Consider the following 26041-nt stretch of genomic DNA (forward strand, 5'->3'; position numbering starts at 1 on the left):
GCACTTATCCGCAGAAAAAATCACCCTAGACTGACGACTCGTTTATTCACTACGAGGAACAGCAACATGAAGATTCTTTTGATTGGCGCCACAGGCACTATCGGCTCAGCCATCGACAAAGAGCTTGCCGAACGCCATGAGATCATCCGCATTGGCCGTAACAGCGGCGACTATCGGGTGGATATCAGCGACAGCGCTTCGATTCGCAAGCTGTTCGAACAGACTGGCAAATTCGACGCACTGATCTGCGCTGCCGGCAACGTGACCTTTGCGCCTTTGGTCGAAATGACTGAAGACAGTTTTTCGCTGGGGCTGAAAGACAAGCTGATGGGCCAAGTCAATTTGCTGCTGATTGGGCGGGAATTTGCCAATGATGGCGGCTCGTTCACCTTCACCACCGGCGTGCTCAGTCATGACCCGATTCGCACTGGCGCCTCGGCAGCGCTGGTCAACGGCGCCATCGACAGCTTCGTGCGTGCTGCGGCCACTGAGCTGCCTCGCGGCTTGCGCGTTAACTCGGTGAGCCCGACGGTATTGCTCGAAGCCATGGGCAAGTACGCGCCATACTTCCGCGGCTACAAACCGGTTCCGGCAGCCGATGTGGCGTTGGCTTACGCGAAAAGTGTTGAAGGCCTGCAGACGGGTCAGACCTATCACGTAGGTTGACCCACCACGATCTGTAGGAGCAAGCTCGCTCGCGATGGGCGCAACGCGGTCAGACTGAAACACCGCATCATCGTTCATCGCCAGCAAGCCGGCTCCTACAGGTTAATCGATGCACCCAAATCAGGCATCCGTCGGGGTTGTGATGAACGGCCAGGCTCAGTAACGTGGCGGCACTTGTCAGGAGAGCCAAAGATGCGCGTTGCCCGTTCCTTAGTCCTTGTTACCCTGCTGCCTCTGTTCGCTGCCTGTCAGCTGTTTGATGGCCAGCGGGAAAGCGCCTCGCATGTGGGCCAGACCCGCCTGCAGGGTCAACTGACCGCCGCCGACGGCAAATTGCTGTTCCAGCCGTGCGGCGAGCAGCGCAGCTATGTGGTCAACGACACCGGTGGCACCAGCGTTCTGCAAGAGGCCGCGACCCTGGCCGATGCTCAAGGCAAGCTGTTCGCCGATGTGCGCGGGCGAGTGGTCAGCAGCGGCAATGAAAGCCGAATCGATCTGGCACAACTCTACCGTGTCGAACGTTCAGGCGCAGCGTGCAACGATCCGAACTTCAAACAACTGATTCTGCGGGCTGCCGGCCATGGTCCGGAGTGGAATGTCCAAGTCAGTGGCAAAGGCATGATCATCGACCGCGCCGGTCAACCACCCTTGGCCGTGCCTTACGTCGAGGAACAACTGGGCGATGGCCGCTTCAACCTCAGCACCGAAATCAATAATCAGCACATCGAACTGTGGGTGGCGCCGCAACGTTGCGTCGACAGCAGCACCGGCAGTGTTCAACACATGAGCGCCGAATTGCGCATCGATGGCCAGGTGCAGCGCGGCTGCGGGTATTTCGGCGGCTCGCGCGACGACTGATCGTTTTAGCCTCACGGGATGCGGCGGTTGCGGCTTATAATCGCCGCCTTCAAACGCCTTGGCGCAGTTGTGCGCCCCGCGAACCGGATCCCGTCATGTTACGAATCACTGAACTCAAGCTGCCTATCGACCATCCCGAAGAAGACCTGCGCCCTGCCATCGTGCAGCGCCTGGGCATCGCCAGCGATGATCTGCTCGACTTCACCTTGTTCAAACGCAGCTACGATGCACGCAAAAAATCCTCCGAGCTGTGCTTTATCTACACCATTGATCTCAACGTTCGCGACGAGGCGGTGTTGCTGCACAGGTTCGCCGACGACCGCAACGTCAACGTAGCGCCAGATGTCAGCTATAAGCCGGTTGGCCAGGCACCAGCTGACCTGGCACAGCGCCCGGTAGTCGTAGGGTTCGGGCCGTGCGGGATCTTCGCCGGGTTGCTGCTGGCGCAGATGGGCTTCAAGCCGATCATCCTCGAACGCGGCACCGAAGTGCGTCAGCGCACCAAGGACACGTGGGGCCTGTGGCGTAAAAACGTGCTCAATCCCGAGTCCAACGTGCAATTTGGTGAAGGTGGCGCCGGGACATTCTCCGACGGCAAGCTTTACAGCCAGATCAAGGATCCGAAGTTCATCGGTCGCAAAGTCCTGCACGAGTTCGTCAAAGCCGGCGCGCCGGACGAAATTCTCTACGTCAGCAAACCGCACATTGGTACGTTCCGTCTGACGGGTGTAGTGGAAAACATGCGTGAGCAGATTCGCGCATTGGGCGGCGAAGTGCGCTTTCAGCAGCGTGTCACCGATGTACTGATCGAGGACGGCCAACTGGTCGGCGTCGAGCTCGATGGCGGCGAACAGATTCACTCCAGGCACGTGATTCTCGCGCTCGGCCACAGCGCCCGGGACACCTTCCGCATGCTCCACGGCCGTGGTGTGTTCATGGAAGCCAAACCGTTCTCGGTGGGTTTTCGCATCGAGCACCCGCAGTCGCTGATCGACCGTGCACGCCTCGGCAAATACGCCGGGCACCCGAAACTCGGGGCCGCCGATTACAAATTGGTGCATCACGCCAAGAATGGCCGCTCGGTGTACAGCTTCTGCATGTGCCCAGGTGGCACGGTTGTCGCCGCGACTTCCGAGCCGAATCGTGTGGTCACCAACGGCATGAGTCAGTATTCGCGCAACGAGCGTAATGCCAACTCGGGGATCGTCGTCGGGATCACGCCTGAGGTCGATTATCCGGGCGGTCCGCTGGCGGGTATCGAGTTGCAGGAACGTCTGGAGTCTCACGCGTTTGTGCTGGGCGGCAGCAACTACGAAGCGCCGGCGCAACTGGTGGGTGATTTTATCGCCGGCAGGCCGTCGACCGAGCTAGGCAGTGTTGAACCATCCTACAAGCCGGGCGTTGCTCTGGGCGATCTGGCCCTGGCCTTGCCGGCCTTTGCTATCGAAGCGATTCGCGAAGCATTGCCGGCGTTCGAGAAGCAGATTCGCGGTTATTCGCTGCATGACGCGGTGCTGACCGGGATCGAGACGCGTACGTCTTCGCCACTGCGGATCACCCGCAATGAGTCGATGCAGAGCATGAATGTGAAGGGCCTGTTCCCGGCCGGTGAAGGCGCTGGTTATGCGGGCGGGATTCTGTCGGCGGGCGTCGACGGGATCCGGATTGCGGAAGCCGTGGCGCGGGATATTCTCGGTATCGAGGCCTGACCCGCGATTCTGAAACAACACAGAACCCTGTGGGAGCGGGCTTGCTCGCGAAGGCGGATCAACATTACGCAGATGTTGGCTGATCCAGCGCTTTCGCGAGCAAGCCCGCTCCCACAGTTGCTCTCTGGAGTGTCAGATATTCGCGCGCAGCACGGTGTCCGGCACCGGCTCACCGCGCTCGACGCTCGCGGCCACAGCATCAATCAACCCACTTAGCTCATACCCCTGCGCCTTGAGCCAGCCTTGATTGTAATAACTCGTCTCATATCGCTCGCCGCCGTCGCACAAAATCGCCACGATCGACCCCGACTCCCCCGCTCCTGCCATCTGTTGCGCCGCCATCAAGGCACCGATCAGATTGGTCCCGCTTGATCCGCCAACCCGACGTCCCAAGCGCTGCGCCAGATAATGCATGGCCGCCAGCGACAGCGCGTCCGGCACTTTGACCATCGCATCGATCACCTTGGGCAGGAACGACGCTTCAACCCGTGGCCTACCGATGCCTTCGATGCGCGACCCATGAGCCAGCGTCAGGCTGGCATCACCGGTCAGGTAGTAATCGAAAAACACCGAACGCTCGGCATCGGCACACAGCACGCGCGTGCAATGCTGGCGATAACGCACGTAACGGCCCAGTGTCGCGGTGGTCCCGCCAGTGCCGGGGCTGGAGATGAGCCAGCTCGGCTCAGGGTGCAACTCGAAACGCATCTGCTGAAAAATCGATTCGGCGATATTGTTGTTCGCCCGCCAGTCAGTGGCGCGCTCCGCGTAGGTGAACTGGTCGATAAAGTGACCATCGTGCTCACGCGCCAGTCGTTCGGATTCGGCGTAGATCTGCGTCGGATCTTCCACCAGATGACTCTTGCCGCCATAGAACTCAATCTGCGCGATCTTCTCCCTGGACGTGGTCGCCGGCATCACTGCAATAAACGGAACACCCAGCAGGCGGGCGAAGTAGGCTTCGGAAATCGCCGTCGAACCGCTCGACGCTTCGATCACCGGCGCGCCGGGTTTGAGCCAGCCGTTGCACAAAGCGTAAAGAAACAGAGAACGCGCCAGACGATGCTTGAGGCTGCCGGTGGGGTGGCTCGACTCGTCCTTGAAATACAATTCGATACCGGGAAAGCCCGGCAGAGCCAAGGGAATCAGGTGCGTGTCGGCGCTGCGCTGGAAGTCCGCTTCAATGATCCGAATGGCTTCGCGGGCCCATTGTCGATTGTCACTCATGCTTGTTTTTCTCGTTGAGTCGGCCTTGTCGCAAGGCTCATTCCGTCAGCTTAGGAAAAAACCTACAACACGCACAGATACAGCTGAGTCTGAATACGTCTGGCAACTGCTAGGCTCAGTTCTTCCAAGGCCTGCTTCCTTGTAACGGCATATAACAAAAAAGAATATAACTTTTGTTTTAACAACTAACGGTACGAGTTAGGGTGTGCCACCTTTTGAATTCATCGATGGAGAGCGACATTGCCTCTGCGTAGCACATTCACGCGTTTCTTCCAGCTGGAAGCTGCCAGCGGTCTGTTGTTGATTGCCGCAGCCGTTCTGGCTCTAGTCATCAATAATTCGCCGCTGTCATGGCTCTACAACTGTCTGCTGGACACCCCGGTGGTGGCCCAGATTGGCGCACTCAAAATCGCCAAGCCCTTACTGCTCTGGATCAACGATGGCCTGATGGCCATGTTTTTCCTGCTGATAGGGCTGGAAGTGAAGCGTGAAGTGCTCGACGGCCAATTGTCGAAGCCATCGCAGATCGTCCTGCCCGGCGCGGCGGCGATTGGCGGCATGGTCGTGCCGGCGCTGATCTACTGGTTTCTTAATCGCGACAACCCAACAGCACTGGACGGCTGGGCGATTCCCACCGCGACCGACATCGCATTCGCACTCGGTGTGCTGGCGCTGCTGGGCAAGCGGGTTCCCGTCTCGCTGAAGCTGTTCCTGATGACGCTGGCGATCATCGACGACCTCGGCGCAATCATCATCATCGCGATCTTCTATTCCGGCGCGCTCTCGACCCTTTCGCTGGCGCTGGCTGCAGCCTGCATCGCGGCACTGATCGGCATGAACCGGCTCGGCGTGGTGAAACTCGGGCCATACATGATCATCGGTTTGATCCTGTGGGTTTGCGTACTGAAAAGCGGTGTTCACGCCACGCTTGCCGGCGTCACCCTCGCCTTCTGTATTCCGCTGCGCACGAAAAATGCTGAGCCCTCGCCGCTGCTGGCCCTCGAACACGCCCTGCATCCGTGGGTGGCTTACGGCATTCTGCCGCTGTTCGCCTTCGCCAACGCCGGCCTGTCGCTGAGCGGTGTGACCGTCGAAAGCTTCACCCATCACGTGCCGATGGGCATTGCGGTCGGTCTGTTGCTGGGCAAGATGGTGGGCGTTTTCGGTCTGGCCTGGCTCGCGGTGAAAATCGGCATCGCTACCCTCCCCCAAGGCGCCAATTGGGGTCAGGTGCTGGGCGTGGCCATCCTGTGCGGAATCGGTTTCACCATGAGCCTGTTTGTCGGTTCGCTGGCATTCGTGCCGGGCGTGAGTGAATACGCCGGGATGGACAGGATGGGGATTCTGACCGGTTCGATATTGGCAGCGTTGATCGGCTATGCGGTGACGGCCGCCGCCAGCCGCAGACCTGCCGCCCTGCACTCCTGATAAACCGAGACAAGTCTTAGCGTCTCTAGAGACGCGTCCTACAGCCACGATCAACCTCGTTCGTTAACGTCGCTCCACCCCGCACCGGGGCTGGCGACGTACGAACGCAAGGATGATCAGTGGCTGGCAATAAGGACATTCCCCGGGTTCGCAACCCACCTTCAGGCGACGGGCATATCGTCACGGACCGCCTGATGACGGCCACCGAACTGGCCGAGCGCGATGCACGACAAAGTGCTTACGATGCCATGCTCGCGCGGCAAGAGGCCTTTGAGCACGGCCGTGAGGTCACCGCAGCGAAAGACCCAACGATCCGTGCGGGATGCGTCTTCGCCAAGTCCTGCAAGCTGCCGGACGCCATCATCGATTACTCGAATCCTTCGGGAATGGTGCCGACCGACAGTCTCAAGGATTACGGCGAAGTCGCCTGGCTCGGCGCCCGCGCTGCAGACGACGACGGTCTGCTCAATCTCGAAACCATCAGCGCCAGCACCGTCGCGCTCGGCATTGGCCGATTTGCACTGACGACCCCGGCGCTCGCCGTGCCGATTGCGGCCGTCGGCGCTACGGCAACTGCCGTATTGGCCGCAGTGGTAGCCATGGTCTGGTCTCCCAGCCTAGGCGACAGCGCGCTCTATACCGAAGATCAATTGCGTGCCTTGGAGAAAGCCAGGACGCGTATGCGTCTGCACATCGAGCAGGACGCAGAGGGCAGGCTGAAGGGATACGGTTTTTACACCGGTAAAAATCGCGACTGGGAAATGGTCGACGTCGTGCAGTTCACCGCACGGGGCAGTCAATATGTCGCGGACCTTGGCGACGGCGTTGAACTGATCTGGACGCCGGCCGTGGACGGTTCAGACACCCTCGGCATCCCTGCGCTGGAAGCCGCACCGCAGGCGCCACACATCTGGGTGTACCCGCCGACCAAGCAGGCAGACGGCATCATCGTGAACCCGGTGTACCCGCCGGAGTACAAGGATTTCATTCTTGTGTTTCCGGTGGGATCGGGGATTCGGCCGGTTTATGTTGTCATTAATCAAAATGGAGATCATGACTACCACAATCATCCTAAATATCTGCCTGCGTTCCCTGATGCCAAGCGGGTAAAGTCAAAATCATCTGTTCGAGGCGGCGGTAAGCAACGCGCACGTTGGGTCGACCGGAAAGGGCGAATATATGAATGGGATTACGAGAGCAATGCAGTAGAGACATATGACAAGTTGGGAAATCATCTGGGAGAGTACAACCATATCACCGGCGACCAGACGAAACCGGCCAAGCCTGGCAGAAAAACCTCAAGATAAAGGATTATTCGATGCGCTACTTACTGATCACTGGGTTTTATCCAGACGAGAAACAAGACGACAGCCTGCAGTTTGACCTAGACATTCACGGCAGCGAACTCAACGAACGAGTTGCCCAACTGATTGAAGGAAAAGCGCTGAAAGACCTTGAACCTGGGGAATTGCTTTTAACTGACGAACAAGTTTCGGATCTTGCCAAGCTTTTGGGTGTTTCGTTTCCTGAAGGATTGGAGTTCTACATGGGCACCTGCGCTGGGTGAGCGTGCGATAAGCGTCACTTCTTCGATGCACGTTAGGCGGGCCCATTGTTTCAACATCGATCCAGTCCGCCACTCACAACTACTAGATCTTATTCACCTGTAGAGACCACTGGTAAAAAAAACCCGACCAGTCACCTGATCGGGGTTTTCTTTTTCCCCTCGTTCCCGCTTAGTGCGAAACGCGGCTCGTGCCATCCACCGTGGCGATTCGCACACGTTCGCCGACACGGAACACTTCGTTTTCCTGAACCTGCTGCACATAGGCACGCATGCTGCCGTCGTCTTCGCGAACGGTGATTTCGACACCCTGGGTGCGAGTCAGGCCTTCTTCGGTGGCGGAGCCCAGCAGGCCGCCGGCGACTGCGCCGATCACTGCGGCAACGATGCTGCCACGACCGCCGCCGATGGCGCTACCACCGACACCACCCACAACGGCACCCGCTGCGCCGCCGATAGGGGTTTTCGTGCCTTCGATTTTTACCGGGCGCAGCGCTTCGATGGTGCCCATGCGAACCGTCTGCACGCGACGCGCTTCGTCACGGGAATAGGAGTCGCCGGTCAGGTTCGATTGGCAGCCAGTGAGCAACATTGCCATCGTGGAAAAGGAAGCAACCAACAGAACAGACTTACGCATAGCATCAACTCCAAAAAGACAGGTATCCATTAAACTCCGCAGCTTGACGCCTGTCACGGTATCGCCCGGATAAAATTGGTTTCATTCAGTTCCGGTACAGACGTCTCGCGAATTCACCACACAGTAGCGCCAAATGGCGTCTTCTGCGCCGCAGACTTGAAGGGTCAGCTATCCCGCTCGGTAGACTGCTCAGGGTGCCAGACGTTCAAGAATCCAGTTTGCGCTCTGTAGACGGTAATTGAGGCGATCGTGCAGACGGCTCGGTCGGCCCTGCCAGAATTCGATGCGTTCAGGTAGAAGGCGATAGCCACCCCAGTGCTCAGGGCAATGCGGCTGCGTTTCGCTGAATCGTTGCTCGGTGTTCTTCAGCAACCCTTCAAGTTCGTCACGATCGGCAATCACCCGGCTTTGAGGTGAAGCCCAGGCTCCCAGGCGGCTGCCCAGCGGACGAACCTGGTAATAAGCATCGGATTCAGCAGGCGTGACTTTCACGACCCGACCTTCAATCCGCACCTGGCGCTCCAGGGCTGGCCAGAAGAACGTCATTGCCGCGAACGGGTTCGCGGCAAGCTGCTGGCCTTTGCCACTGTCGTAATTGGTGAAAAACGTAAAACCCTGCTCGTCGAGGCCTTTGAGCAGCAGAATGCGGCAATGCGGCCGACCGTCCTTGTCGACGGTGGCCAGGGTCATGGCGTTGGCTTCCACCGGCGCCTGCTCGGTTTTCACCGCGTCGGCGAACCACTGGTGGAACAGTGCGAAAGGCTCGGCCGGGGCTTGCGCCTCGGTCAGGCCATCACGGGTGTAGTCGCGACGCATATCAGCCAGGCCCTGGGTCATGGCGCATTCCTTGTGGTTAACGAATCACTTCTTCGCAGCGTCAGCAGCTGCGACTTTCTTGTCGGTGGCTGGGGCCTTGGCTTTGGCCGGCGCCGTTTTCTTCGCCGGGGTCGCAGCCTTGGCAGGCGCTTTTTTCGCTGGAGCCTTGGCAGCCGCTTTCTTCGCCGGAGCTTTCTTCGCGGCAGGTGCAGGGGCGACTTTCTTTGCGGCAGGCGCTGGGGCAACCGGCACCACGGCTGGTTTGACATCCTGCGCGGCGACCATGCGGATTGGCGCCGGTGCCGGCATGTTGTACTTGCTTAGGAGTGCGACCATGGTGTTCTGCGGCGTCACCAACAGTTCCACGCGACGGTTCAAGGCACGGCCTTCAACGCTGTCGTTGGCGGCGCGCGGGGCTTCGCTGCCCATGCCACGCAGCATCAGACGATCACGCTGCAAACCGCTGAGACGGAAAATCGAGGCAACGGCCTGTGCGCGTTCCTGGCTGAGTTTGACATTGGCCGGATTAGCGCCAGACGTATCACTGTGGCCGAGTACCAACACTGCAGTCTTTGGATCGAGTTCAAGAATTTTCGCGACACGGGTGAACGGGCCCAGTGTGACCGGCAGCAGCATGGAAGGACGGTCAGGGTTGAACGAGCCTTCAACCGGTGCGGTCACTACCAATACGTTCTCACGACGCTCAAGTTGCAAGTTGCTGTCCTTGATTGCGGTACGCAGGCGTGGTTCGTAATCGTCAAGCCAGGCTTGGGTCACTTTCGGATCCGGCAGTGGCACAGCCTTGACGGTCGGCTGATCCTTACCACCGAAAGGCCACCACCATTTGCCACCCGCTGCGGCTTCAGCCTTGGCCACTTCGACCGGTTTGGCTTCAGGTTTGATCTCAGGTTTCTTGTCGAGCACTTCTTCAGAACCGAATGGCCAATACCATGGATTGGCGCTCTCAGCCTTGGCGACCGGGGCAGTTGCAGCAGGTTTCAGCGGTGCCGGAGCCGGAGTTGGTTCCTTTGCGGCGACCTTGTCAGAGGAACCAAACGGCCACCAGCTACTGCCATCGGCATCATTTTGCGGAGTCTGTGCGCAACCGGTAATGGCGAAACACAGGGCCAAGGCGAAAGTTTTGTTAGATGACATTGGATATCCACAAAGATGAAGTCATAAAAAAATCAGGCCGGCATGAACCGGATAAACAGGCAATTTGAAACCATTAAGGCACTTGGGTTCCGGCCCTGGAACCCATCGGCACATTTTACAGACAAGTGGCCATCACCCGGGCCAGCTTCTGCGCGCGCGGATCCATCAAAACGTAAGGCCCCAGCGTATTGGTGACGAAGCCGAACGCTATATCGTGCTCAGGGTCGGCAAACCCGATGGAGCCGCCTGCCCCCGGATGACCGAACGCGCGCGAGCCCAAGCCATAAGTGGCGTTGGGCACATCCGGTTGATCGAGCATGCAACCCAGACCGAAACGGGTCCGCGTCAATAAAGTCTTGTCTTCGCCAATGCTGTGTTCGCGGGTCAACTCATCAAGCATCTCGCTTTCGAGCAGGCTGCCATCCAGCAGGCCGGCGTAAAAACCCGCAAGGCTGCGCGCATTGCCATGACCATTGGCGGCCGGCTGTTGCATTCGCCGCCATTCAGGTTTGTTGGTGCTGGTTAGTACCGAAGGCGGATTGGTGAATGCCCGGGTCGTCATGGCGGTGGGTTCGCGCAGGGTGACTTGAAGCAGACGCTGGGCAGCAGCATCGCCGGCGTTACCCTTGCCTCGAGCGATGTGTGCCACGCGGTGAAACTCTTCATCCGCCAGACCGACATGGAAGTCCAGCCCCAAAGGCTTGGCCACGCGGGCCACAATGGACTCACCCGGGCCGCGGCCATCGACGCGCCGCAACAACTCGCCAATCAGCCAACCGTAAGTGATCGCGGCATATCCATGCCCCTCCCCCGGCGTCCACCAGGGCGACTCGGCGGCCAAAGCATCGACCATGGCTTGCCAGTCGTAAAGCGCCTCGGGGGCGAGCATTTCGCGTAGCGCCGGCAACCCTGCCTGATGGCAGAGCAACTGACGCAACGTGACTGATTCCTTGCCGGCAGCCGCAAACTCGGGCCAATAGCGAGCAACTGGCGCATCCAGTTGCAACTTGCCTTCGGCAACCAGTTGCAGCGCAGTGACCGCGGTAAACGTCTTGGTACAGGAGAACAGATTGGCAATGGTATCGCTGTGCCAGGCTTCGCTGCCGTCCTTGTCGGCGGTGCCGGCCCAGAGGTCGACCACCGTTTCCCCACCGATCTGAATACACAGCGCTGCGCCGCGCTCCTGAGGATCGTCGAATAACGCCGCAAAAGCTTCACGTACCGCTTCGAACTTAAGCTCGTAATGACCCTGAATCTGCACCCGCAACTTCCTCGGTTGAACGCTCTACGCTGTGGCCCGCATTGTTCCAGCCATTGGCGGTTTTGGGAACAGGGTTGAGCCGGGCGGTTGTTTGCCCATGTGATGGGGTTGAAATATTAGTGATTTGGCGGACGCCATCGCGAGCAGGCTCACTCCTACAATGAATCTCTGTATACACAGACCTCATGTAGGAGCGAGCTTGCTCGCGAAAAACCACGATAAAACAGTACTTAAAGGGCGTCGCCAGTCTGGCTGGCCTTCTCTGGTTCAGCCTTGGCTTTCTCTGTTGCGTTGACGAGCCCGTCAACCGCCTGCAAGTTGCTTTTACGCACAGTCTCGACAAAACCCTGGAACGGCAGATCGGTAATGCCCACCAGCCCGAAGTGACCATTCTCACCGTCCAGCAAACGACCGGTTACCGGCTGATCGAGGTATTGGAACCAGTGCACGCCGACAATCGATGGCTCGCTGATGGCCTGTTTGAGGAAGTTGGCATAAGCCGCACCGCGATCTTCTTCCTTGGCCAGCTGCGTCACGCCGCCCCAGAACGGACCGCGATCAGCCGAACCGAAGTTGAATTCCGTGATCAGCACAGGCTTGTCCAGGTTCCGCAATATTGCAAAGTCATAGCCGTCCTGCGGCTGCACCGTGTACATGTTGAAACTCAGCACGTCGCAGTATTGAGCACAGGAGTTGACGGCTTCAGGCGTGCTTACGGCGAAACGCCCACCCAGCAACAGCTGGTTTGGCGCGTGCCATTTCAGCGAATCGGAGATGGTCTTGAAGTAAGTGTCGGCAAACACCTTCTGGAAGTATTTGAAGTCGGCCTCTATTTCCGGGTACTCCGCGCTTGGCAGTGGCGGCACAAAACCGGGGTCTTCCATCAACTCCCAGGCCGGTAAGTCGATGCCCCAGGCCTTGGAAAGACCAGCCTGGTTGCGATATTTGTCGCGAAGTTGCTTGAGAAACGCGCGCTTGGCCGGCACGTCGGTGGTCATTTTCAGCGTACCGTAGGCCAGGGCGTAGCGAGCTTTTGGATCATCGCCGGGGCCGGCCCAGGCCAGTTCATTGTCGGCGTAGTAACCGATCAGCCAAGGATCGTCGCGATGGTCGCGGGCGGCAATGGCCACGGCGCGTTCAGTGGCCATGGCAAACCGTGGGTCAAACGGGTCAGGCATGCCGCCCCACCAGTCGGTGCCGGTGCTGATGCTGGCGTAATCGCCGACAATTGATAAAGGCAAGGTGTAGGGCACCCTATCGAGGTTGTCGAACACGGGCGCGCTCCAGTTGCCTATGGTGTTGAAACCCCAAGCCTGGAGGCGATCAAGTGTGTGATGAGCCCACTTTTTCTCATCGACCACGGTTTTGCAGGTTTCCGAGGCCGTTTGCGCGGCCGCCGTCTCAACGGTTGCATCGACCGCGTCAGTCTTCGCCGCTTCGGCGACACCGGCCTTCGCTTCTGACGGAGGGGCGACGGGTTGCTCAGTGGCTTTTTCGACTGTGGCTTCGACCGCATCCGCCTTGGCCGCCTCCGCGACCCCAGCCTTGGTATCGCTTCCCAGCGAGCAGGGATCGCCATACAGACGCTGCAAATTGGCGCCGTAAAAATCGTACCAGCGTCCGCTGTTGTAACCCCTTCCCTTGTCGGCGCCGTTGCCGCCGCGGTTATCGCCTTCGCCGTAATGAGTGGCCAACGCGTCGTCGGGCTTCGGCAAGGATTCAAACATCCACTCGCGCCCGGCAACGTAGGTTTGATTGACGTTCGGCGACACGGTGTTAACGCCAAGCGAATAGAACGGGTGCCCTTCCGGTGTCACCAGATACCAACGGCCGTCGCGTTTTTCGCTGCGAAAGAAACCGCTGGCCTTGAAGGCCGGGCCTTGAGTCCAGCCGCCGTACTTGTCCAGCGAGCCCTTCTGACGTTCCGCCAGCCAGGTTTTCAGCTGTTGCTGTTCCTTGGCTGCGGCGCTTTTCAACTGCTCGTCACTGCTGACCTTTTCCGGCCATTTGGTACGGGTCGATTGGCCGTAAGCGTCGACGAGTCCGCCATAAGCGGCCTGAGTGACCGCCTCGGCGTTTTGCACACCGAAGCGCTCCAGCAAAATGCTTTGTGCCACTTTCGGCTGGTCCATCGACAGGGTCACCGACACCACCTGGCTGCGATCCAGTTCGCCGGCACTGCTGGCCAGCAATACGCGCTGGCCGTCAAACGTCATCGGCATCGGCGGACCAGCCTTCATGCCCATGCCCAGCGGAGAGCTCGGCTGCAGCGGCACCAACAGGGTTTGCGCGGGGCCGGCCGGCAAGTCGACCCGACTGATCAGGGTCTTGCCGTCATTGCTCTGGATTTTCACGTACAGCGTGACGGCCCAATTCATTGCGCTCTGAATGCGCAAACTCATCACCCCGGACTGTGACCAGTCCCAGGCTCCCGTTTGCGGAGTCAGGCGCAAGGTCGGTTCAGCCACCGGATTGAAGGTCACCCGGCGCAATACTTCGCCTTCGGCCGTTTGCTCCGCGTTGGACTGCGGCAGGCTGGCGTCCTGAGTCGCCACCTGAACGACATCGGCGGGGCGCACAAAGTTGAACAGCGTTTGCTGACCGGCAGGCGCGGCCAGCACAGGGGCTGCGAACATCAGAGCGAAAACAGCGGGCAACGAACGGCGGATCATAAGAACGAAGTTCTCCCTAACGACCTTCAATGGGCCAGTGGAAATGCGATGACAGAAGGATAGACAACGCGGCGGGCGAAATGGCCCACCGCTGTATCAGGAAATTTCGCGACGAAATGGCGGCAATGCGTTGAGGATTGCCTTGCCGTAACGCTGGGTCACCAATCGTCGGTCGAGCAAGGTAATCGTGCCGCGGTCCTCTTCGGTACGCAGCAAGCGGCCACAGGCCTGGACCAGTTTCAGCGAGGCGTCCGGCACCGAGATTTCCATGAATGGATTGCCACCCCGCGCCTCGATCCACTCGGCCAGCGCCGCTTCGACCGGATCATCCGGGACAGAAAACGGAATCTTGGCGATGACCACGTGCTCGCAGTACGCGCCGGGCAAGTCGACCCCTTCAGCAAAACTCGCCAGACCGAACAGCACGCTGGAATCGCCGCCATCGACGCGCGCCTTGTGCTTGTTCAGGGTTTCCTGTTTCGACAGGTTGCCTTGAATGAACACTTGCTTGCGCCAGTCGCGGTCGAGCCCGTCGAACACGTCCTGCATTTGCTTGCGGGAAGAGAACAGCACCAGGGTGCCGCGCGAACCTTCGACCAGTTGCGGCAGATCGCGGATGATCGCGGCAGTGTGCGCCGGCGCATCCCGCGGATCGGCTTTGAGGTCCGGCACCCGCAGCACACCGGCATCGGCGTGGTGGAACGGGCTCGGTACCACAGCAGTGACGGCTTTTTTCGGCAAACCGGCGCGCATGCGGAAACGGTCGAACGTACCCAGCGCAGTCAGAGTCGCCGAGGTCACCAGCGCGCCGTATGCCACGTTCCATAAATTGCGACGGAGCATTTCTGCGGCGAGGATCGGGCTGGCATTGACCTCGATATCGAACAGCGAACCGCTCTCTGCCAGGGTTAGCCAGCGGGCCATGGGCGGGTTGTCTTCCGGGTCTTCGGCGGTGAAGGCGGTCCACAATTCCCAGTTGCCAGAGGAGCGCGACAACAGGCTGCCAAACAGCGGATACCACTCCTCGGCCTGATTGCTTGCGATGCCGATATTGACCTCGCCGTCCATGCCTTCCTTGAGCAATTCGGTGAGCCGGGTGAACAGGTCGGTTAGACGGGCAAAGGCTTTCTTCAGCTCGACGCCCATCTCACGCATGTGCTCGGGAATGACCCCGCCGACAAAGCGATGGCGCGGCCGCTCGCGACCTTCGACGTCTTCGCCGGGCTTGAAATCGGCAATCTGCTCGCAGGCGCTGAACATGAATTGCTGCTGGGTCTTGATCTCGCGGGCCAGCTCCGGCACTTGCTCGATCAACTTGCCCAGATCGCCCGGTAGCGGGTGCTGGGCGAGCAATTTGGTCAGGTTTTTTGCGGTGGTTTCCAGCCAGTCGGCCGTGGAACGCAGGCGCGTGTAGTGGGCGAAGTGGCCGATAGCCTTGTCCGGCAGGTGATGGCCTTCGTCGAACACATAAATGGTGTCGCGCGGATCGGGCAACACAGCGCCGCCGCCGAGGGCCAGGTCAGCCAGCACCATATCGTGGTTGGTGACAATCACATCGACCTTGCCCATGCCTTCGCGGGCCTTGTAAAAGGCGCACTGGCCGAAGTTGGGGCAGTGACGGTTGGTGCACTGGCTGTGATCGGTGGTCAGGCGCGCCCAATCGGCGTCTTCGAGGGCGGTGGACCAGCTGTCGCGATCGCCGTCCCATTTGTTGCCGGCCAGCTTCTCGATCATGCTGGTGAACAGTTTCTGACTGGCCTCGTCGACCTCGATCTTGAAGCCTTCTTCTTCGAACAGTTGGGCGGTAGCCGTTTGGGCGTGGCCTTCCTGCAGCAACATGTCGAGTTTGGACAGGCACATGTAGCGACCGCGGCCCTTGGCCAGGGCGAAGGTGAAGCTCAGCCCGCTGTTGCGCATCAGGTCGGGCAAATCCTTGTAAACGATCTGCTCCTGCAGGGCGACGGTGGCCGTCGCAATCACCAGGCGTTTGCCAGCGGCCTTGGCCGTAGGAATCGCCGCCATGCTGTAGGCCACGGTTTTACCGGTACCGGTGCCGGCTTCCACCGCAACAATTGCGGGGTCGCCACTGCGCCGGCCTTCGTCGTCGGTGTCGATGGCCCCGAGGACTTTGGCAATTTCGGCAATCATCAGGCGTTGCCCGTAGCGCGGCTTGAGGCTCTTGGCTTCAAGAAAACGCGTATAAGCGCCCTGGATCGTGGTTTTGAGTTCGGTGCTGATCATGAATTGTCGGGCGCAAAAACGCTGGATAAATTTTCAGTGGTTTGGATTGGCGGCTATCATACCGCGCTAATTAATCCCGCGCAGAACGGAGTACCTCAATGACACCTTTTGGCATCGTTTATACCCTGCATGTCCTCTCGGCCCTGGTCTGGGTCGGCGGCATGTTTTTCGCCTGGATGGTCCTGCGGCCCGCGGCGATGAAGGCGCTGGAAGGCCCTGCGCGGTTAACGCTATGGGTGGAAGTGTTTCAGGGTTTCTTTCGCTGGGTGTGGGTGGCGGTGGTGCTTTTGCCGATCAGCGGTGTGGGCATGATTCATCTGCAGTACGCCGGCTTCGAAGCCGCGCCGCGTTACGTGCAGGTGATGATGGGTTTGTATGTGGTGATGACAGCGCTGTTTATCCGCATCCAGGCGTTGATGCTGCCGGAGTTGCGCACGGCGGTGGCGGCCAAGGATTGGCCAACGGGCGCTGCGGTGCTGGGAAGGATTCGTCAGATGGTGGGGGTCAATCTGATTGTCGGGTTGGTGCTGGTGGCGATTGCTTCGGCCAGGCCGATGTTTTGAGACGGAGCGCAGCCCCCTGTGGCGAGGGGATTTATCCCCGTTGGGCCGCGAAGCGGCCCCTAAGAAGGGCCGGCAAGCCGGCATCTGGGGCGCATGGAATCACGACTGCTTCGCAGCCGAACGGGGACAAGTCCCCTCGCCACAAGGGTTGTGTTTACAACCGCTGCAGAGTCACCGCCCCTTCTGCGCCAGCAGGTCCTGGCTGCCCGTCGAGCCCGGGACGCCCACTCTTGCCGCCATCTGCCTTGTAAACGAAGCAGCCCTTGGCCTTGCCGCCTGCCCCCGGCTTGCCGCCGGGTCCTGCCAGACCACCGGCGCCGCCAGCGACTTGAACCTTGATCTGTTCGACCGGGTAATCGCGCGGCACTTCCAGACGAACCAGGCCGCCCGGCGCCCCCGGCTGGCCATCGCTGCCGTCGCTGCCATTGGCACCGCGCCCCGCCTGACCCCAGGTGCAACCCGGTGCCTGACCGTTGGCGCCGTCGAGACCGACAAAACCCGGCGCACCCGCACCGCCGCGCGCATCGATCGACAACTGCGGTGCGTCAAGCGCCTTGATCTGCAGATTCAGATTGCGCCCCGCACGTGCGGCCTTCAGATAAGTGCCCGGCGCCCCCCGAGCGGTGATCTGACTGCCTTCGGACAACTGCGCACGGCTGACCGTCAACGCCAGTGCCTGTTCGCCAGGCACGATGGCGATCCGCGCATCTTTGCCCAGGTGTAATTCACCCACGGACACCTCGGTCACGTTCGAAGGAATCAACAACGTGCCGTAATCGGCCACGTCCAGGCGTTCGAGCTGCAAGGTGCTGGTGGTGTTGGGCAGGCGCATCAGCGAGTTGGTTTCGACACTGACCACTTGGGCGCAAGCCAACGGACTGATGAGTGCAGCGAGCAGACAGAGTTTACGCATGGGGAGCCTTCGATGCGGTCGGAGCCTGGAGGGTTTGCAGGTGGAAAACACCAAAAAAGAGGATGTTCAAACGGTCACGCCACGGATGAGGGCGACCACGAAGGCTGCGTAAACAAAACACTGCTTCCAGCAGATGAAGGACCGCCAGCCCAGCGCCCGCCGCATTGATCAGCTGGTGCAGTGGATACACGAACGGCGACAGCAGGTTGACCAGTACTACCAACCAGAACAGCAGGGTCAACAGTTTGCCCAATCCCCAAAAGACCTTCATACGCTCCCCCGTGGAGAATTATTCTTTGCGCGCACAGTAACGGCTTCCACGCGGGATAAGCCAGAGGGCAATGAAAATTCTTCATGAGGGCCGCCGAATGGCCGTCGCAGCGGCAGTCATCGCTGCGCGACGGCTCTATTTCGTGGTTCAGCGGTTGATGTGCAGTTCCACGCGACGGTTTTTCGCGCGACCTTCATCGGTATTGTTATCTGCTATCGGCTCGCTTTCACCGCGTCCTTCGCTGGTGAGTTTGTTCGGCGCAAGGCCCTGGCTCAACAGATAGCCAGCGACACTGCTGGCGCGACGTTCCGAGAGACCCTGATTGTAAGCATCGCTGCCGACGCTGTCGGTGTGACCGATTACCTTGATGCTCACCACATCGGCGTTTTGCAATTTCGCCATCAACGATTCGAGTTCGCTGCGGGCTGAGGGTGTCACGTCAGATTTGTTGTAGGCGAACAGCACGTCGTTGGCATCGCTCAACGTGACGACTTCGGAAGGCGCAGGTGCAGGTTCGGGTTTCACGCTGGCCGGATATTGCGGCAGCGGACAACCGTGGTGTTCGACGGGTGTGTTGGCGGGTGTATCAGGGCAGCGGTCGCGCCGGTCAAAGACACCGTCGTCGTCTTCGTCGCCATCCTGGGCGAAACAGATCAAGCCTCCAGTGACAATCCCAAGCGCCGCTCCGCCGGCCGCCCAGCCCCCACTTTGCAGAGCACCCAAGCCTCCTCCGACCAAGCCACCGAGCACACTGCAAACCGGCCAGGTCCGTTGATTGAGGGGGGCAGTGCCATCGCTGTGGGTAGCGCAACCGGTCAACAAGCTGCCAAATAGCAGAACCGGCAAGACGGTCCTCGTGAGAACGCTCATAGTGAAAACTCCTGTGTTACCGGCCGATGCCGGTTACACAGGATTAAAGACCCGCATCCGCGCCAACACAAGCGCGGAGTGCGGTGTGCGAGGCGCTTAACGCTTGATCTTGATTTCCGTACGACGGTTCATCGCGCGGCCGTCAGCCGTTTTGTTATCAGCTACCGGCTGGCTTTCGCCGGCACCGGCCACAGAGACGAAACTGGCGCGCGGCACTCCGCTCTGAACGAGATAGTCGACCACCGAGTGTGCACGTTTGTCCGACAGGCGCTGGTTATAGGCGTCGCTGCCGACGCTGTCGGTATGACCGACCACAGTCAGTTGAGCACTGGCAGCTTCCTGTTTCAGGCGAGTTGCGATGGTGTTGAGGACTTCTTTGTCAGACGGTGTGAGGGTGGCTTTGTCGAACTGGAAGTGAACATCGCGGATGACGATGGTTTCTTCCTCAACCACGACCACCTCCTCGACCACAGGTGCAGGTAGAGGCGGAGGGCAACCATCGGCGTCGACCTGCACGCCTTTAGGCGTACCCGGGCACTTGTCGCGGCTGTCCGGCACACCATCGCCGTCTTCATCCGCGTCACCGTGAACCCAGCAATAGGCCGCTGCCGTACCGCCGACCAGCAGTGCGCCATAACCTGCCCATGATGATGCCTCGGTCGCGCCGAGGCCGGCACCGATGACACCACCGACCGCCGCACAGGTCGGCCAGTCTGTCTTCTGCAAACCTGCGCAACCAGTCAACACACTGGTTAGCAGAACCAGGGGTAGTGCTGTCCGAACTATGTTCATCTAGTTTTCTCCTTGAGGATCGGCTTGAAACCGATTCAGGGAGTAAAGACCCGAGTTTTAATCTCCGCCAGCACTAGGCCACTGCTGATTTGCCCCGCGTTTGCGGTGGATCGCTTCTTTTGCTGCGAGATGGCTCTATGTCTGGACCTTCGGGCAGGCTAGTCTTGAGATTCTGATTGAGGATCTTCGATGACTGCAGGTATTTCTTCGCGCACGCCACAGCAGGCTGTGGCCGCGCTGCTGGAACGTTATGCCCCGACGCAACTGTTGCTGATCGGCGCCAGCGAATTCCCCGCACTCGAGGCGTTCAAGCTCGCGCACCCGGGCACCTGTGTCGCGCATGCCGCACCCGGCCCGCTGCCCGCCGAGCTGGCCGCGCGCCGGTTCGACCTGGCGCTGGCGGTCGATTGCCTGGAACATTTGCCCAAGCGCGATGGCCTTAATTTATTAGGCGGGATCCGCAATCTCAACGCGAGTCGCATCGCGGTGCTGGCGGACCTTGAGGCCAGCGGCTGGCAGGAGACTGATTTTTTCTCGCTGGCACTGCAAGCCAGCGAACGTTTTCAGCGCGACGACCAGGTGCTGACCCTGTTCACTTATGATTTGCTGGATTACAAACAGGTACCCGACTGGCTCAATTCACGCTTCTGGGCCAATCCGGAAAACTTTGGGAAATATTGGTGGTAACGCAATGAGTACATCCATTTGCCCGTGCGGCAGCGGCACCCTGCTCGACGCCTGCTGTGGCCATTACCATGCAGGGCACCCCGCACCGTGCGCCGAGGCGTTGATGCGCTCGCGCTACAGCGCCTACGTATTGGGACTGGTTGACTACCTGGTGGTGACTACTCTGCCGGCGCAACAGCAAGGGCTGGACCGTCAGTCGATCAGCGACTGGAGTGCCCGCAGCACCTGGTTGGGGCTTGAAGTGGAGGGTTCCGAAGTGTTGGGCGGTCAGCCGGAGCATGCCTTCGTGACCTTCACTGCACGCTGGCACGACGGCAGTGGCGAGCACAGCCACCGCGAACGTTCCTCATTTGTGCAGAACAGCGGACGCTGGTACTTCATCGACCCGACCGTGCAACTCAAGGCCGGGCGCAACGATGCGTGCCCTTGCGCCAGCGGGCAGAAATTCAAGAAGTGCTGCGCAGGGTATTTCGGCAGTTAGCGCCCTGTAGCAGCTGGCGAAGCCTGCGTTCGGTTCACATTGCTGCCGAAGGCTGCGATTCTTTGCGGGCTAAACTGGGGTTCAAGGGAGAACAAAGCCATGATCACCCAGCGATGTGCACTTTATCTATTCGGCCTGCTCTTGATATCAGGGCTCAGCGGCTGCGCTTCATGGTTTGACGACGACCGGCCGGAGCCGCAGGTGCATCTGGTCAGGGTTGAAGTCGTTCAGGCCAAACTGATGCAGCAACGTTTCCTGCTGCATTTTCGCGTCGACAATCCCAACGAAAGCGACTTGACCGTGCGAGGCCTGGAATACCGGATTCATCTGGGCAACATCCTTCTGACCGAAGGCGAACATGAACACTGGTTTACGGTAGGGCCAAAGCGCAGCGCCTATTTCAAAGTGCCTATTCGCACCAACCTGTGGCCCAAGGTACGGGAGCTGGTGAAACTGCTGAAAAAATCCGACCAGCCAATTCCCTATCGTCTGGAAGGCGAAATGGAAACCGGCCTATTCATCGCGCACTACGTGCACCTGGAGCGTAATGGCGTGATAATCCCCGCCGATTTTATTCCGGAGCAAAACCGATGACCCAGCAACCTCACGTTCATGGCCCTGATTGCAACCACGATCATGACCATCAAGAAGTTCATCATCACGACCATGACCATGGCCATGTGCACGGCCCGAACTGCGGCCACGCTCACCAGGAACCAGTGCGCAACGCTTTGAAAGACGTCGGCCGCAACGACCCTTGCCCATGCGGTAACGGCAAGAAATTCAAGAAGTGCCACGGCGCTTGATGCTTGGGGCGGAGGTTGTCTCCGCCCGTTGAATCGCCCACGTGGGCAGGTCCGCAGAGGATCTACGCCGTTATATGAATCACATGTGGGAGCGAGCCTGCTCGCGATGGCGTCAGCCTATTCACCATCCAACTTTTCAATGACAACGCTTTCGCGAGCAAGCCCGCTCCCACAAGAATTTCACCTGGCCCTCAGAATATCTGCGCTGGCGACGACCGTGGCGTACTCCCCGTGCAGATTCCCCAGCGACATGGCGTGCACCACTTCAGCTGAGTGCGGGTTGCCAAAGTAATCGGCCTTGTCGAAGGTAAAACACGCATCCTCCGCCACCCACGTTGCAAAACCGAGATTGCCGGCCGTGCGCGCGGTCGACTCCACCGAGTTGTGGGTTGCGACGCCGACGATCACCAGCTGCTCGGTCCCCGCCTCGCGCAAACTGGTCTCCAGCCCCGTCGCACAAAATGCATCCGGCACCTGCTTCTGAATCAGGTGCTCACCGGCCCGGGGGGAAAATCGCTCCTGAAACTCCACTCCCGATTGCTCTGGCCAGAACACCGAGTCCGGCGAACGGGACAGGTGCTGCACGTGAATTACCGGCCGCCCGGTTCGCCGCCAAAACGCCAGCAACTCCACGATTCGCTCCTCGGCCTGAGGATTGTTTCGGCGACCCAGTCGGGGGTGAAGGATGCCTTTTTGCTGATCGATGATGACCAGGGCCGCACTTTTCTGAAGCTCCATGCCGACTTTTCTCACGCAGAGTCATTGAATTTTCCACACTTCAGCATCACCTCCTCCTACAGGCAAGGCAAACAGGACGACCTGATGCCGGCATTTGCTGTCCGAAAGTAATGACGTCCCTTGATTTGGAGTATTTCATGATCGACCTGTATTACTGGACCACCCCCAACGGCCACAAAATCTCTATTTTCCTGGAAGAAGCCGGCCTGCCTTACAACGTTCACCCGATCAACATCAGTCAGAACGACCAGTTCAAGCCTGAGTTTTTGAAGATCTCGCCGAACAACAAAATCCCGGCGATTGTCGATCATCAGCCGGTTGATGGCGGTGAACCGCTGGCGCTGTTCGAGTCGGGCGCCATCCTTTTGTACCTTGCGGAGAAAACCGGCCGGTTCCTGCCCAAGGATTTGCGTGGTCGTCAGCAGGCGCTGCAATGGTTGTTCTGGCAGATGGGCGGACTGGGGCCAATGGCCGGGCAGAATCATCACTTCAGCCAGTTCGCACCGGAGAAAATTCCTTACGCGATCAAGCGCTACATCGACGAGACGGCCAGGCTTTATGGCGTGCTCGACAAGCAGCTGGCCAACAATGATTTTGTCGCGGGCAGTGAATACAGCATCGCCGACATGGCGATCTATCCGTGGATCGTTTCCCACAAGTGGCAGAGCCAGAACCTCGAGGATTTTCCCAATGTTCTGCGCTGGTTCAACCATATCCAGAACCGCCCGGCGACGGTGAAGGCGTATGAACTGGTGGCCAAAGTGAATCCGCCGAAGCCCTAGAAGAAGATCAAAAGATCGCAGGCTGCGCCAGCTCCTACAAGGGTTCGCGCGAACGATCCCAGTATATGCCAGACCTGTGGGAGCCGGGCTTGCCCGCGATGGCGATGGGGCTGGCGGTTAGAAGTTGGATTTGCTGGCCCCATCGCTGGCAAGCCAGCTCCTACAAAAGCTGGCGCAGCCTGCGATCTATTGCGGTTCGGCGGGCAAATCCTGAAATAACCTGAAACCCCGCTTGCGCGGCCACCTCCTGCTCTCTAACGTAGCGGCTTTATTGCGCCTCTACCCCCGCAGGAGCTTCGCCATGGCCTCGCCAGCCCTCTTACATTTTCTTCCCCGGTTCGGCGTTGCCGCAGCAGTGGCCGGTGTTTTGAGCCTGACCGGTTGTCAGACCTGGAACACTCAGGACACCCTCCCGCCCACCATTGGCGTGCAGCCGCTCAAAGGTCTGGCGCAAAACGTTTCGGTGCGCCGCAATCCCATGGGCATGCCGTTGATCGAAAGCAGCAACTTTCACGACGCGTTGTTCGCCCTCGGTTATGTGCACGCCACCGACCGCATGACGCAAATGGCTACCCTGCGCCTGTTGGCGCAGGGCCGTTTGTCGGAGATGTATGGTGCCGACCTGCTTGATGCCGACCGCTACATGCGCGCCGTCAACCTGAAGAAGAACGCCGGCGAGCTCTACAAGGCCTCTTCACCACGCCTGAAACGCTTCTTCGAAGTCTATGCGCGCGGGGTCAATGCCTATCTGTTCCGCTATCGCGACAAACTCCCGGCCGACCTCGCGGCCACCGGTTACAAGCCCGAATACTGGAAGCCGGAAGATTCGGCGCTGATCTTCTGCCTGCTCAATTTCAGCCAGTCGGCGAACCTGCCGGAGGAGATTTCCTCGCTGGTGCTCGCGCAGACGGTCTCCACCGACAAACTTGCCTGGCTGGCGCCGTCCGCGCCTGATGAAAAGCTGCCGGTTGGAGAAGCCGAGAAACTTCAGGGCATCAAGCTCAATGGCGCGATTGCCGGTCTTGCTGAAATCAGTAAAGCCACCGGGCAACTGGCAGATATGAATTTGCTGGGCGCCACTTCATCGAATAACTGGGCGATCTCGCCGCAACGCAGCCGCAGTGGCAAAAGCCTGCTGGCCAGCGACAGCCACGCACCATTGGGTGTGCCGTCGTTGTTCAGTTATGTGCAAATCCGAGCGCCGAAATATCAGGCCGCCGGCGTCACCATCGCCGGGCTGCCGATGGTGCTGGGCGGTTTCAACGGCAAAGTGGCGTGGAGCATGACGTCGGTCATGGGCGACAACCAGGACCTGTTCCTGGAAAAAATCCGACGCCAGGGCAATGGTTTGTCTTACGAGGTCAACGGCAAATGGCAGCCGGTGATCGTGCGCAACGAAACCTATTTCGTCAAAGGTCAGCGCTCGATTCGCGAAGCGGTGTACGAAACCCGCCACGGCCCGCTTCTCAACAGTGCCCAGGGCACTGCGCTCGGCAACAGCCTCGGTCTGGCCCTGCAAACGCCGAACTTCACCGATGACAAATCGCTGGACGCGTTTTTCGACCTGTCCCGGGCGCAGAACGTCGAGAAAGCGTCAGACGCCAGCCGTGAAATTCGCGCCATGACCCTGAACCTGGTGTTCGCCGACGCCAGCAACATTGGCTGGCAAGTCACCGGTCGCTACCCGAATCGCCGTGAAGGCGAAGGCTTGCTGCCATCGCCGGGCTGGGAAGGTCGATACGATTGGGACGGTTATGCCGATCCGATGCTGCACCCCTACGATCAGGACCCGGCGCAGGGCTGGTTAGGCACCGCTAACCAGCGAGTCATTCCTGATGGCTACGGTATGCAACTGTCCAATTCCTGGTCGGCGCCGGAACGTGGCGAACGCATGGCGGAGCTGGCCGGTGGGGGCAAGCACGACACCCGCAGCGTGATCGCCATGCAATACGATCAGACCACCACGTTCGCCGCCAAACTGAAGAAAATGTTCGCCGCGCCGGGCATGGTGCAACCGCTCAAACAGGCCATTGCAGCGTTGCCGACAGGCGATCAGCCCAAGGCTCGCGAGGCACTGGCTCGCTTGATGGCGTTCGACGGCAAACTCGTTGCGACGTCGGCAGACGCGGCGATTTATCAGTTGTTCTTGCAGGAAAGTGCGCGACAGACGTTCCTCGACGAACTGGGTTCGGACAGCGGTCCGGCGTGGAAAGCGTTTATCGCAAGCGGGGAATTGTCCTACTCTGCACAGGCCGATCACTTGCTCAGTCGCGAAGACAGCCCGTTCTGGGATGACCTGCGCACGCCGCAAAAAGAGGACAAACCGGTAATCCTCGCACGCGCCCTCGCGGCCGCGATAACCGCTGGCGACAGCCAGTTGGGCGGCGATCACAAAGCCTGGCAATGGGGCAAACTGCATCGCTACGAATGGAAAAACAGCAGTGGCCAGACCGTGCGCGGTCCGCTCGCAGCGGGCGGCGATCACACGACGCTCAATACCGCTGCGTTCGCCTGGGGAAAGGACTTCAACACCACGTTGGCACCGGCTATGCGTTTCATCGTCGACTTCGGCCAGGCCGAGCCGCTGATGGGGCAGAACGGCACGGGGCAATCGGATAATCCTGCCAGCCCCAATTACCTCGATAGCGTTGATCCGTGGCTCAAGGGCAAGTACATGAGCTTGCCGATGCAGCCGCAGAACTTCGACAAGGCCTATGGCAACAAGCGCTTGACCCTGACTCCCGGCAAATAATCCACCCTACTGTGGGAGCTAGCCTGCTAGCGATGAGGAACTGTCTGACACTTTTTTGGTGAATGACACGCCGCCATCGCCAGCAGGCTGGCTCCCACAGGGGCTGCGCCACGCTGCAGATATCTCGATAGAACTTCTCCCCTTGCCTCCAC

At 59.6% G+C, this 26041-nt stretch carries 25 protein-coding genes; 13 read left to right on the top strand and 12 right to left on the bottom strand.

The genetic code is table 11. The features are described from left to right. Window positions 1–66 precede the first annotated feature (66 nt). The 3 genes from DU29_RS0115420 to DU29_RS0115430 all read left to right on the top strand — a co-directional run bounded on the left by DU29_RS0115420 (window position 67) and on the right by DU29_RS0115430 (window position 3233). Window positions 67–666 (top strand): short chain dehydrogenase, encoded by a 600-nt coding sequence (locus tag DU29_RS0115420; protein WP_028622466.1) that lies wholly within the window; start codon window positions 67–69, stop codon window positions 664–666. A 192-nt stretch (window positions 667–858) separates the two neighbouring features. Beyond that, entirely contained in the window at window positions 859–1524 is a 666-nt protein-coding gene (locus tag DU29_RS0115425) for a COG3650 family protein (RefSeq protein ID WP_028622467.1), read from the top strand. A gap of 95 nt (window positions 1525–1619) precedes the next feature. Next, window positions 1620–3233 (top strand): NAD(P)/FAD-dependent oxidoreductase, encoded by a 1614-nt coding sequence (locus DU29_RS0115430; RefSeq protein WP_028622468.1) that lies wholly within the window; start codon window positions 1620–1622, stop codon window positions 3231–3233. Between the two features lie 132 nt (window positions 3234–3365). On the opposite strand, the gene DU29_RS0115435 is transcribed toward DU29_RS0115430, so the two are convergent. After that, window positions 3366–4460, bottom strand: coding sequence for a PLP-dependent cysteine synthase family protein (locus DU29_RS0115435; protein ID WP_028622469.1), 1095 nt, complete (start codon window positions 4458–4460; stop codon window positions 3366–3368). 240 nt (window positions 4461–4700) lie between these two features. Between DU29_RS0115435 and nhaA the strand changes: the two genes are divergently transcribed. The 3 genes from nhaA (at window position 4701) to DU29_RS0115450 (ending at window position 7455) form a co-directional block, all read left to right on the top strand. Further along, on the top strand, window positions 4701–5888 hold the full coding sequence (gene nhaA / locus DU29_RS0115440) for a Na+/H+ antiporter NhaA (protein ID WP_028622470.1): 1188 nt from the start codon (window positions 4701–4703) through the stop codon (window positions 5886–5888). A 119-nt stretch (window positions 5889–6007) separates the two neighbouring features. Beyond that, window positions 6008–7195, top strand: coding sequence for an S-type pyocin domain-containing protein (locus DU29_RS0115445; RefSeq protein WP_028622471.1), 1188 nt, complete (start codon window positions 6008–6010; stop codon window positions 7193–7195). 11 nt (window positions 7196–7206) lie between these two features. Beyond that, on the top strand, window positions 7207–7455 hold the full coding sequence (locus DU29_RS0115450; RefSeq protein ID WP_028622472.1) for a pyocin S6 family toxin immunity protein: 249 nt from the start codon (window positions 7207–7209) through the stop codon (window positions 7453–7455). A 169-nt stretch (window positions 7456–7624) separates the two neighbouring features. Here the strand turns inward: DU29_RS0115450 and DU29_RS0115455 are convergent, their stop codons facing one another. From DU29_RS0115455 to dinG, 6 genes are all read right to left on the bottom strand, one after another. Next, window positions 7625–8089 (bottom strand): glycine zipper 2TM domain-containing protein, encoded by a 465-nt coding sequence (locus tag DU29_RS0115455; protein WP_028622473.1) that lies wholly within the window; start codon window positions 8087–8089, stop codon window positions 7625–7627. Window positions 8090–8278: 189 nt separating this feature from the next. Next, window positions 8279–8926: a pyridoxamine 5'-phosphate oxidase gene (gene pdxH, locus DU29_RS0115460; RefSeq protein WP_028622474.1), complete on the bottom strand. Its 648-nt coding sequence runs from the start codon at window positions 8924–8926 to the stop codon at window positions 8279–8281. A 24-nt stretch (window positions 8927–8950) separates the two neighbouring features. After that, window positions 8951–10060, bottom strand: a complete 1110-nt coding sequence (locus tag DU29_RS0115465) for an OmpA family protein (protein WP_028622475.1) — start codon at window positions 10058–10060, stop codon at window positions 8951–8953. A 115-nt stretch (window positions 10061–10175) separates the two neighbouring features. Continuing rightward, the gene (locus DU29_RS0115470) at window positions 10176–11321 is read right to left on the bottom strand and encodes an EstA family serine hydrolase (RefSeq protein ID WP_028622476.1); all 1146 of its coding nucleotides are present in this window, start codon (window positions 11319–11321) and stop codon (window positions 10176–10178) included. A gap of 230 nt (window positions 11322–11551) precedes the next feature. After that, on the bottom strand, window positions 11552–13993 hold the full coding sequence (locus DU29_RS01000000130015) for a beta-galactosidase (protein WP_081832496.1): 2442 nt from the start codon (window positions 13991–13993) through the stop codon (window positions 11552–11554). A 96-nt stretch (window positions 13994–14089) separates the two neighbouring features. After that, window positions 14090–16234: an ATP-dependent DNA helicase DinG gene (gene dinG / locus DU29_RS0115480; RefSeq protein WP_028622477.1), complete on the bottom strand. Its 2145-nt coding sequence runs from the start codon at window positions 16232–16234 to the stop codon at window positions 14090–14092. Window positions 16235–16332: 98 nt separating this feature from the next. Between dinG and DU29_RS0115485 the strand changes: the two genes are divergently transcribed. Continuing rightward, the gene (locus DU29_RS0115485; RefSeq protein WP_028622478.1) at window positions 16333–16797 is read left to right on the top strand and encodes a CopD family protein; all 465 of its coding nucleotides are present in this window, start codon (window positions 16333–16335) and stop codon (window positions 16795–16797) included. Window positions 16798–16951: 154 nt separating this feature from the next. On the opposite strand, the gene DU29_RS0115490 is transcribed toward DU29_RS0115485, so the two are convergent. The 4 genes from DU29_RS0115490 to DU29_RS0115505 form a co-directional block, all read right to left on the bottom strand. Continuing rightward, window positions 16952–17710: a collagen-like protein gene (locus tag DU29_RS0115490; protein ID WP_028622479.1), complete on the bottom strand. Its 759-nt coding sequence runs from the start codon at window positions 17708–17710 to the stop codon at window positions 16952–16954. Beyond that, entirely contained in the window at window positions 17703–17981 is a 279-nt protein-coding gene (locus tag DU29_RS0115495) for a DUF1145 domain-containing protein (RefSeq protein WP_028622480.1), read from the bottom strand. The genes DU29_RS0115490 and DU29_RS0115495 overlap by 8 nt, the downstream gene beginning before the upstream one ends. 147 nt (window positions 17982–18128) lie before the next feature. Next, window positions 18129–18851 (bottom strand): OmpA family protein, encoded by a 723-nt coding sequence (locus DU29_RS0115500; protein WP_028622481.1) that lies wholly within the window; start codon window positions 18849–18851, stop codon window positions 18129–18131. A 96-nt stretch (window positions 18852–18947) separates the two neighbouring features. Continuing rightward, entirely contained in the window at window positions 18948–19643 is a 696-nt protein-coding gene (locus tag DU29_RS0115505; protein ID WP_028622482.1) for an OmpA family protein, read from the bottom strand. Between the two features lie 189 nt (window positions 19644–19832). Here DU29_RS0115505 and DU29_RS0115510 point away from each other — a divergent pair, with 189 nt between their 5' ends. From DU29_RS0115510 to DU29_RS1000000131565, 4 genes are all read left to right on the top strand, one after another. Continuing rightward, window positions 19833–20330 carry a DUF6231 family protein gene (locus tag DU29_RS0115510; RefSeq protein WP_028622483.1) on the top strand — a complete coding sequence of 166 codons (498 nt, stop codon included), beginning with the start codon at window positions 19833–19835 and terminating at the stop codon, window positions 20328–20330. 4 nt (window positions 20331–20334) lie between these two features. Continuing rightward, the gene (locus DU29_RS0115515; RefSeq protein WP_028622484.1) at window positions 20335–20811 is read left to right on the top strand and encodes a YchJ family protein; all 477 of its coding nucleotides are present in this window, start codon (window positions 20335–20337) and stop codon (window positions 20809–20811) included. Between the two features lie 99 nt (window positions 20812–20910). Next, on the top strand, window positions 20911–21405 hold the full coding sequence (locus DU29_RS0115520) for an LEA type 2 family protein (RefSeq protein ID WP_028622485.1): 495 nt from the start codon (window positions 20911–20913) through the stop codon (window positions 21403–21405). Further along, window positions 21402–21617: an SEC-C metal-binding domain-containing protein gene (locus tag DU29_RS1000000131565; protein WP_081832497.1), complete on the top strand. Its 216-nt coding sequence runs from the start codon at window positions 21402–21404 to the stop codon at window positions 21615–21617. Before DU29_RS0115520 ends, DU29_RS1000000131565 begins: the two co-directional genes overlap by 4 nt. Before the next feature lie 180 nt (window positions 21618–21797). Here the strand turns inward: DU29_RS1000000131565 and DU29_RS0115530 are convergent, their stop codons facing one another. Next, window positions 21798–22355 (bottom strand): cysteine hydrolase family protein, encoded by a 558-nt coding sequence (locus DU29_RS0115530; RefSeq protein WP_028622486.1) that lies wholly within the window; start codon window positions 22353–22355, stop codon window positions 21798–21800. Between the two features lie 137 nt (window positions 22356–22492). On the opposite strand from DU29_RS0115530, the gene DU29_RS0115535 reads away from it, so the two are divergent. Further along, window positions 22493–23137, top strand: a complete 645-nt coding sequence (locus DU29_RS0115535) for a glutathione binding-like protein (protein ID WP_028622487.1) — start codon at window positions 22493–22495, stop codon at window positions 23135–23137. 301 nt (window positions 23138–23438) lie between these two features. After that, window positions 23439–25889 (top strand): penicillin acylase family protein, encoded by a 2451-nt coding sequence (locus tag DU29_RS0115540; RefSeq protein WP_028622488.1) that lies wholly within the window; start codon window positions 23439–23441, stop codon window positions 25887–25889. Window positions 25890–26041 lie beyond the last annotated feature (152 nt).

The organism is Pseudomonas sp. Ant30-3, assembly GCF_000690905.1.
In the GTDB taxonomy this organism is placed as follows: domain Bacteria; phylum Pseudomonadota; class Gammaproteobacteria; order Pseudomonadales; family Pseudomonadaceae; genus Aquipseudomonas.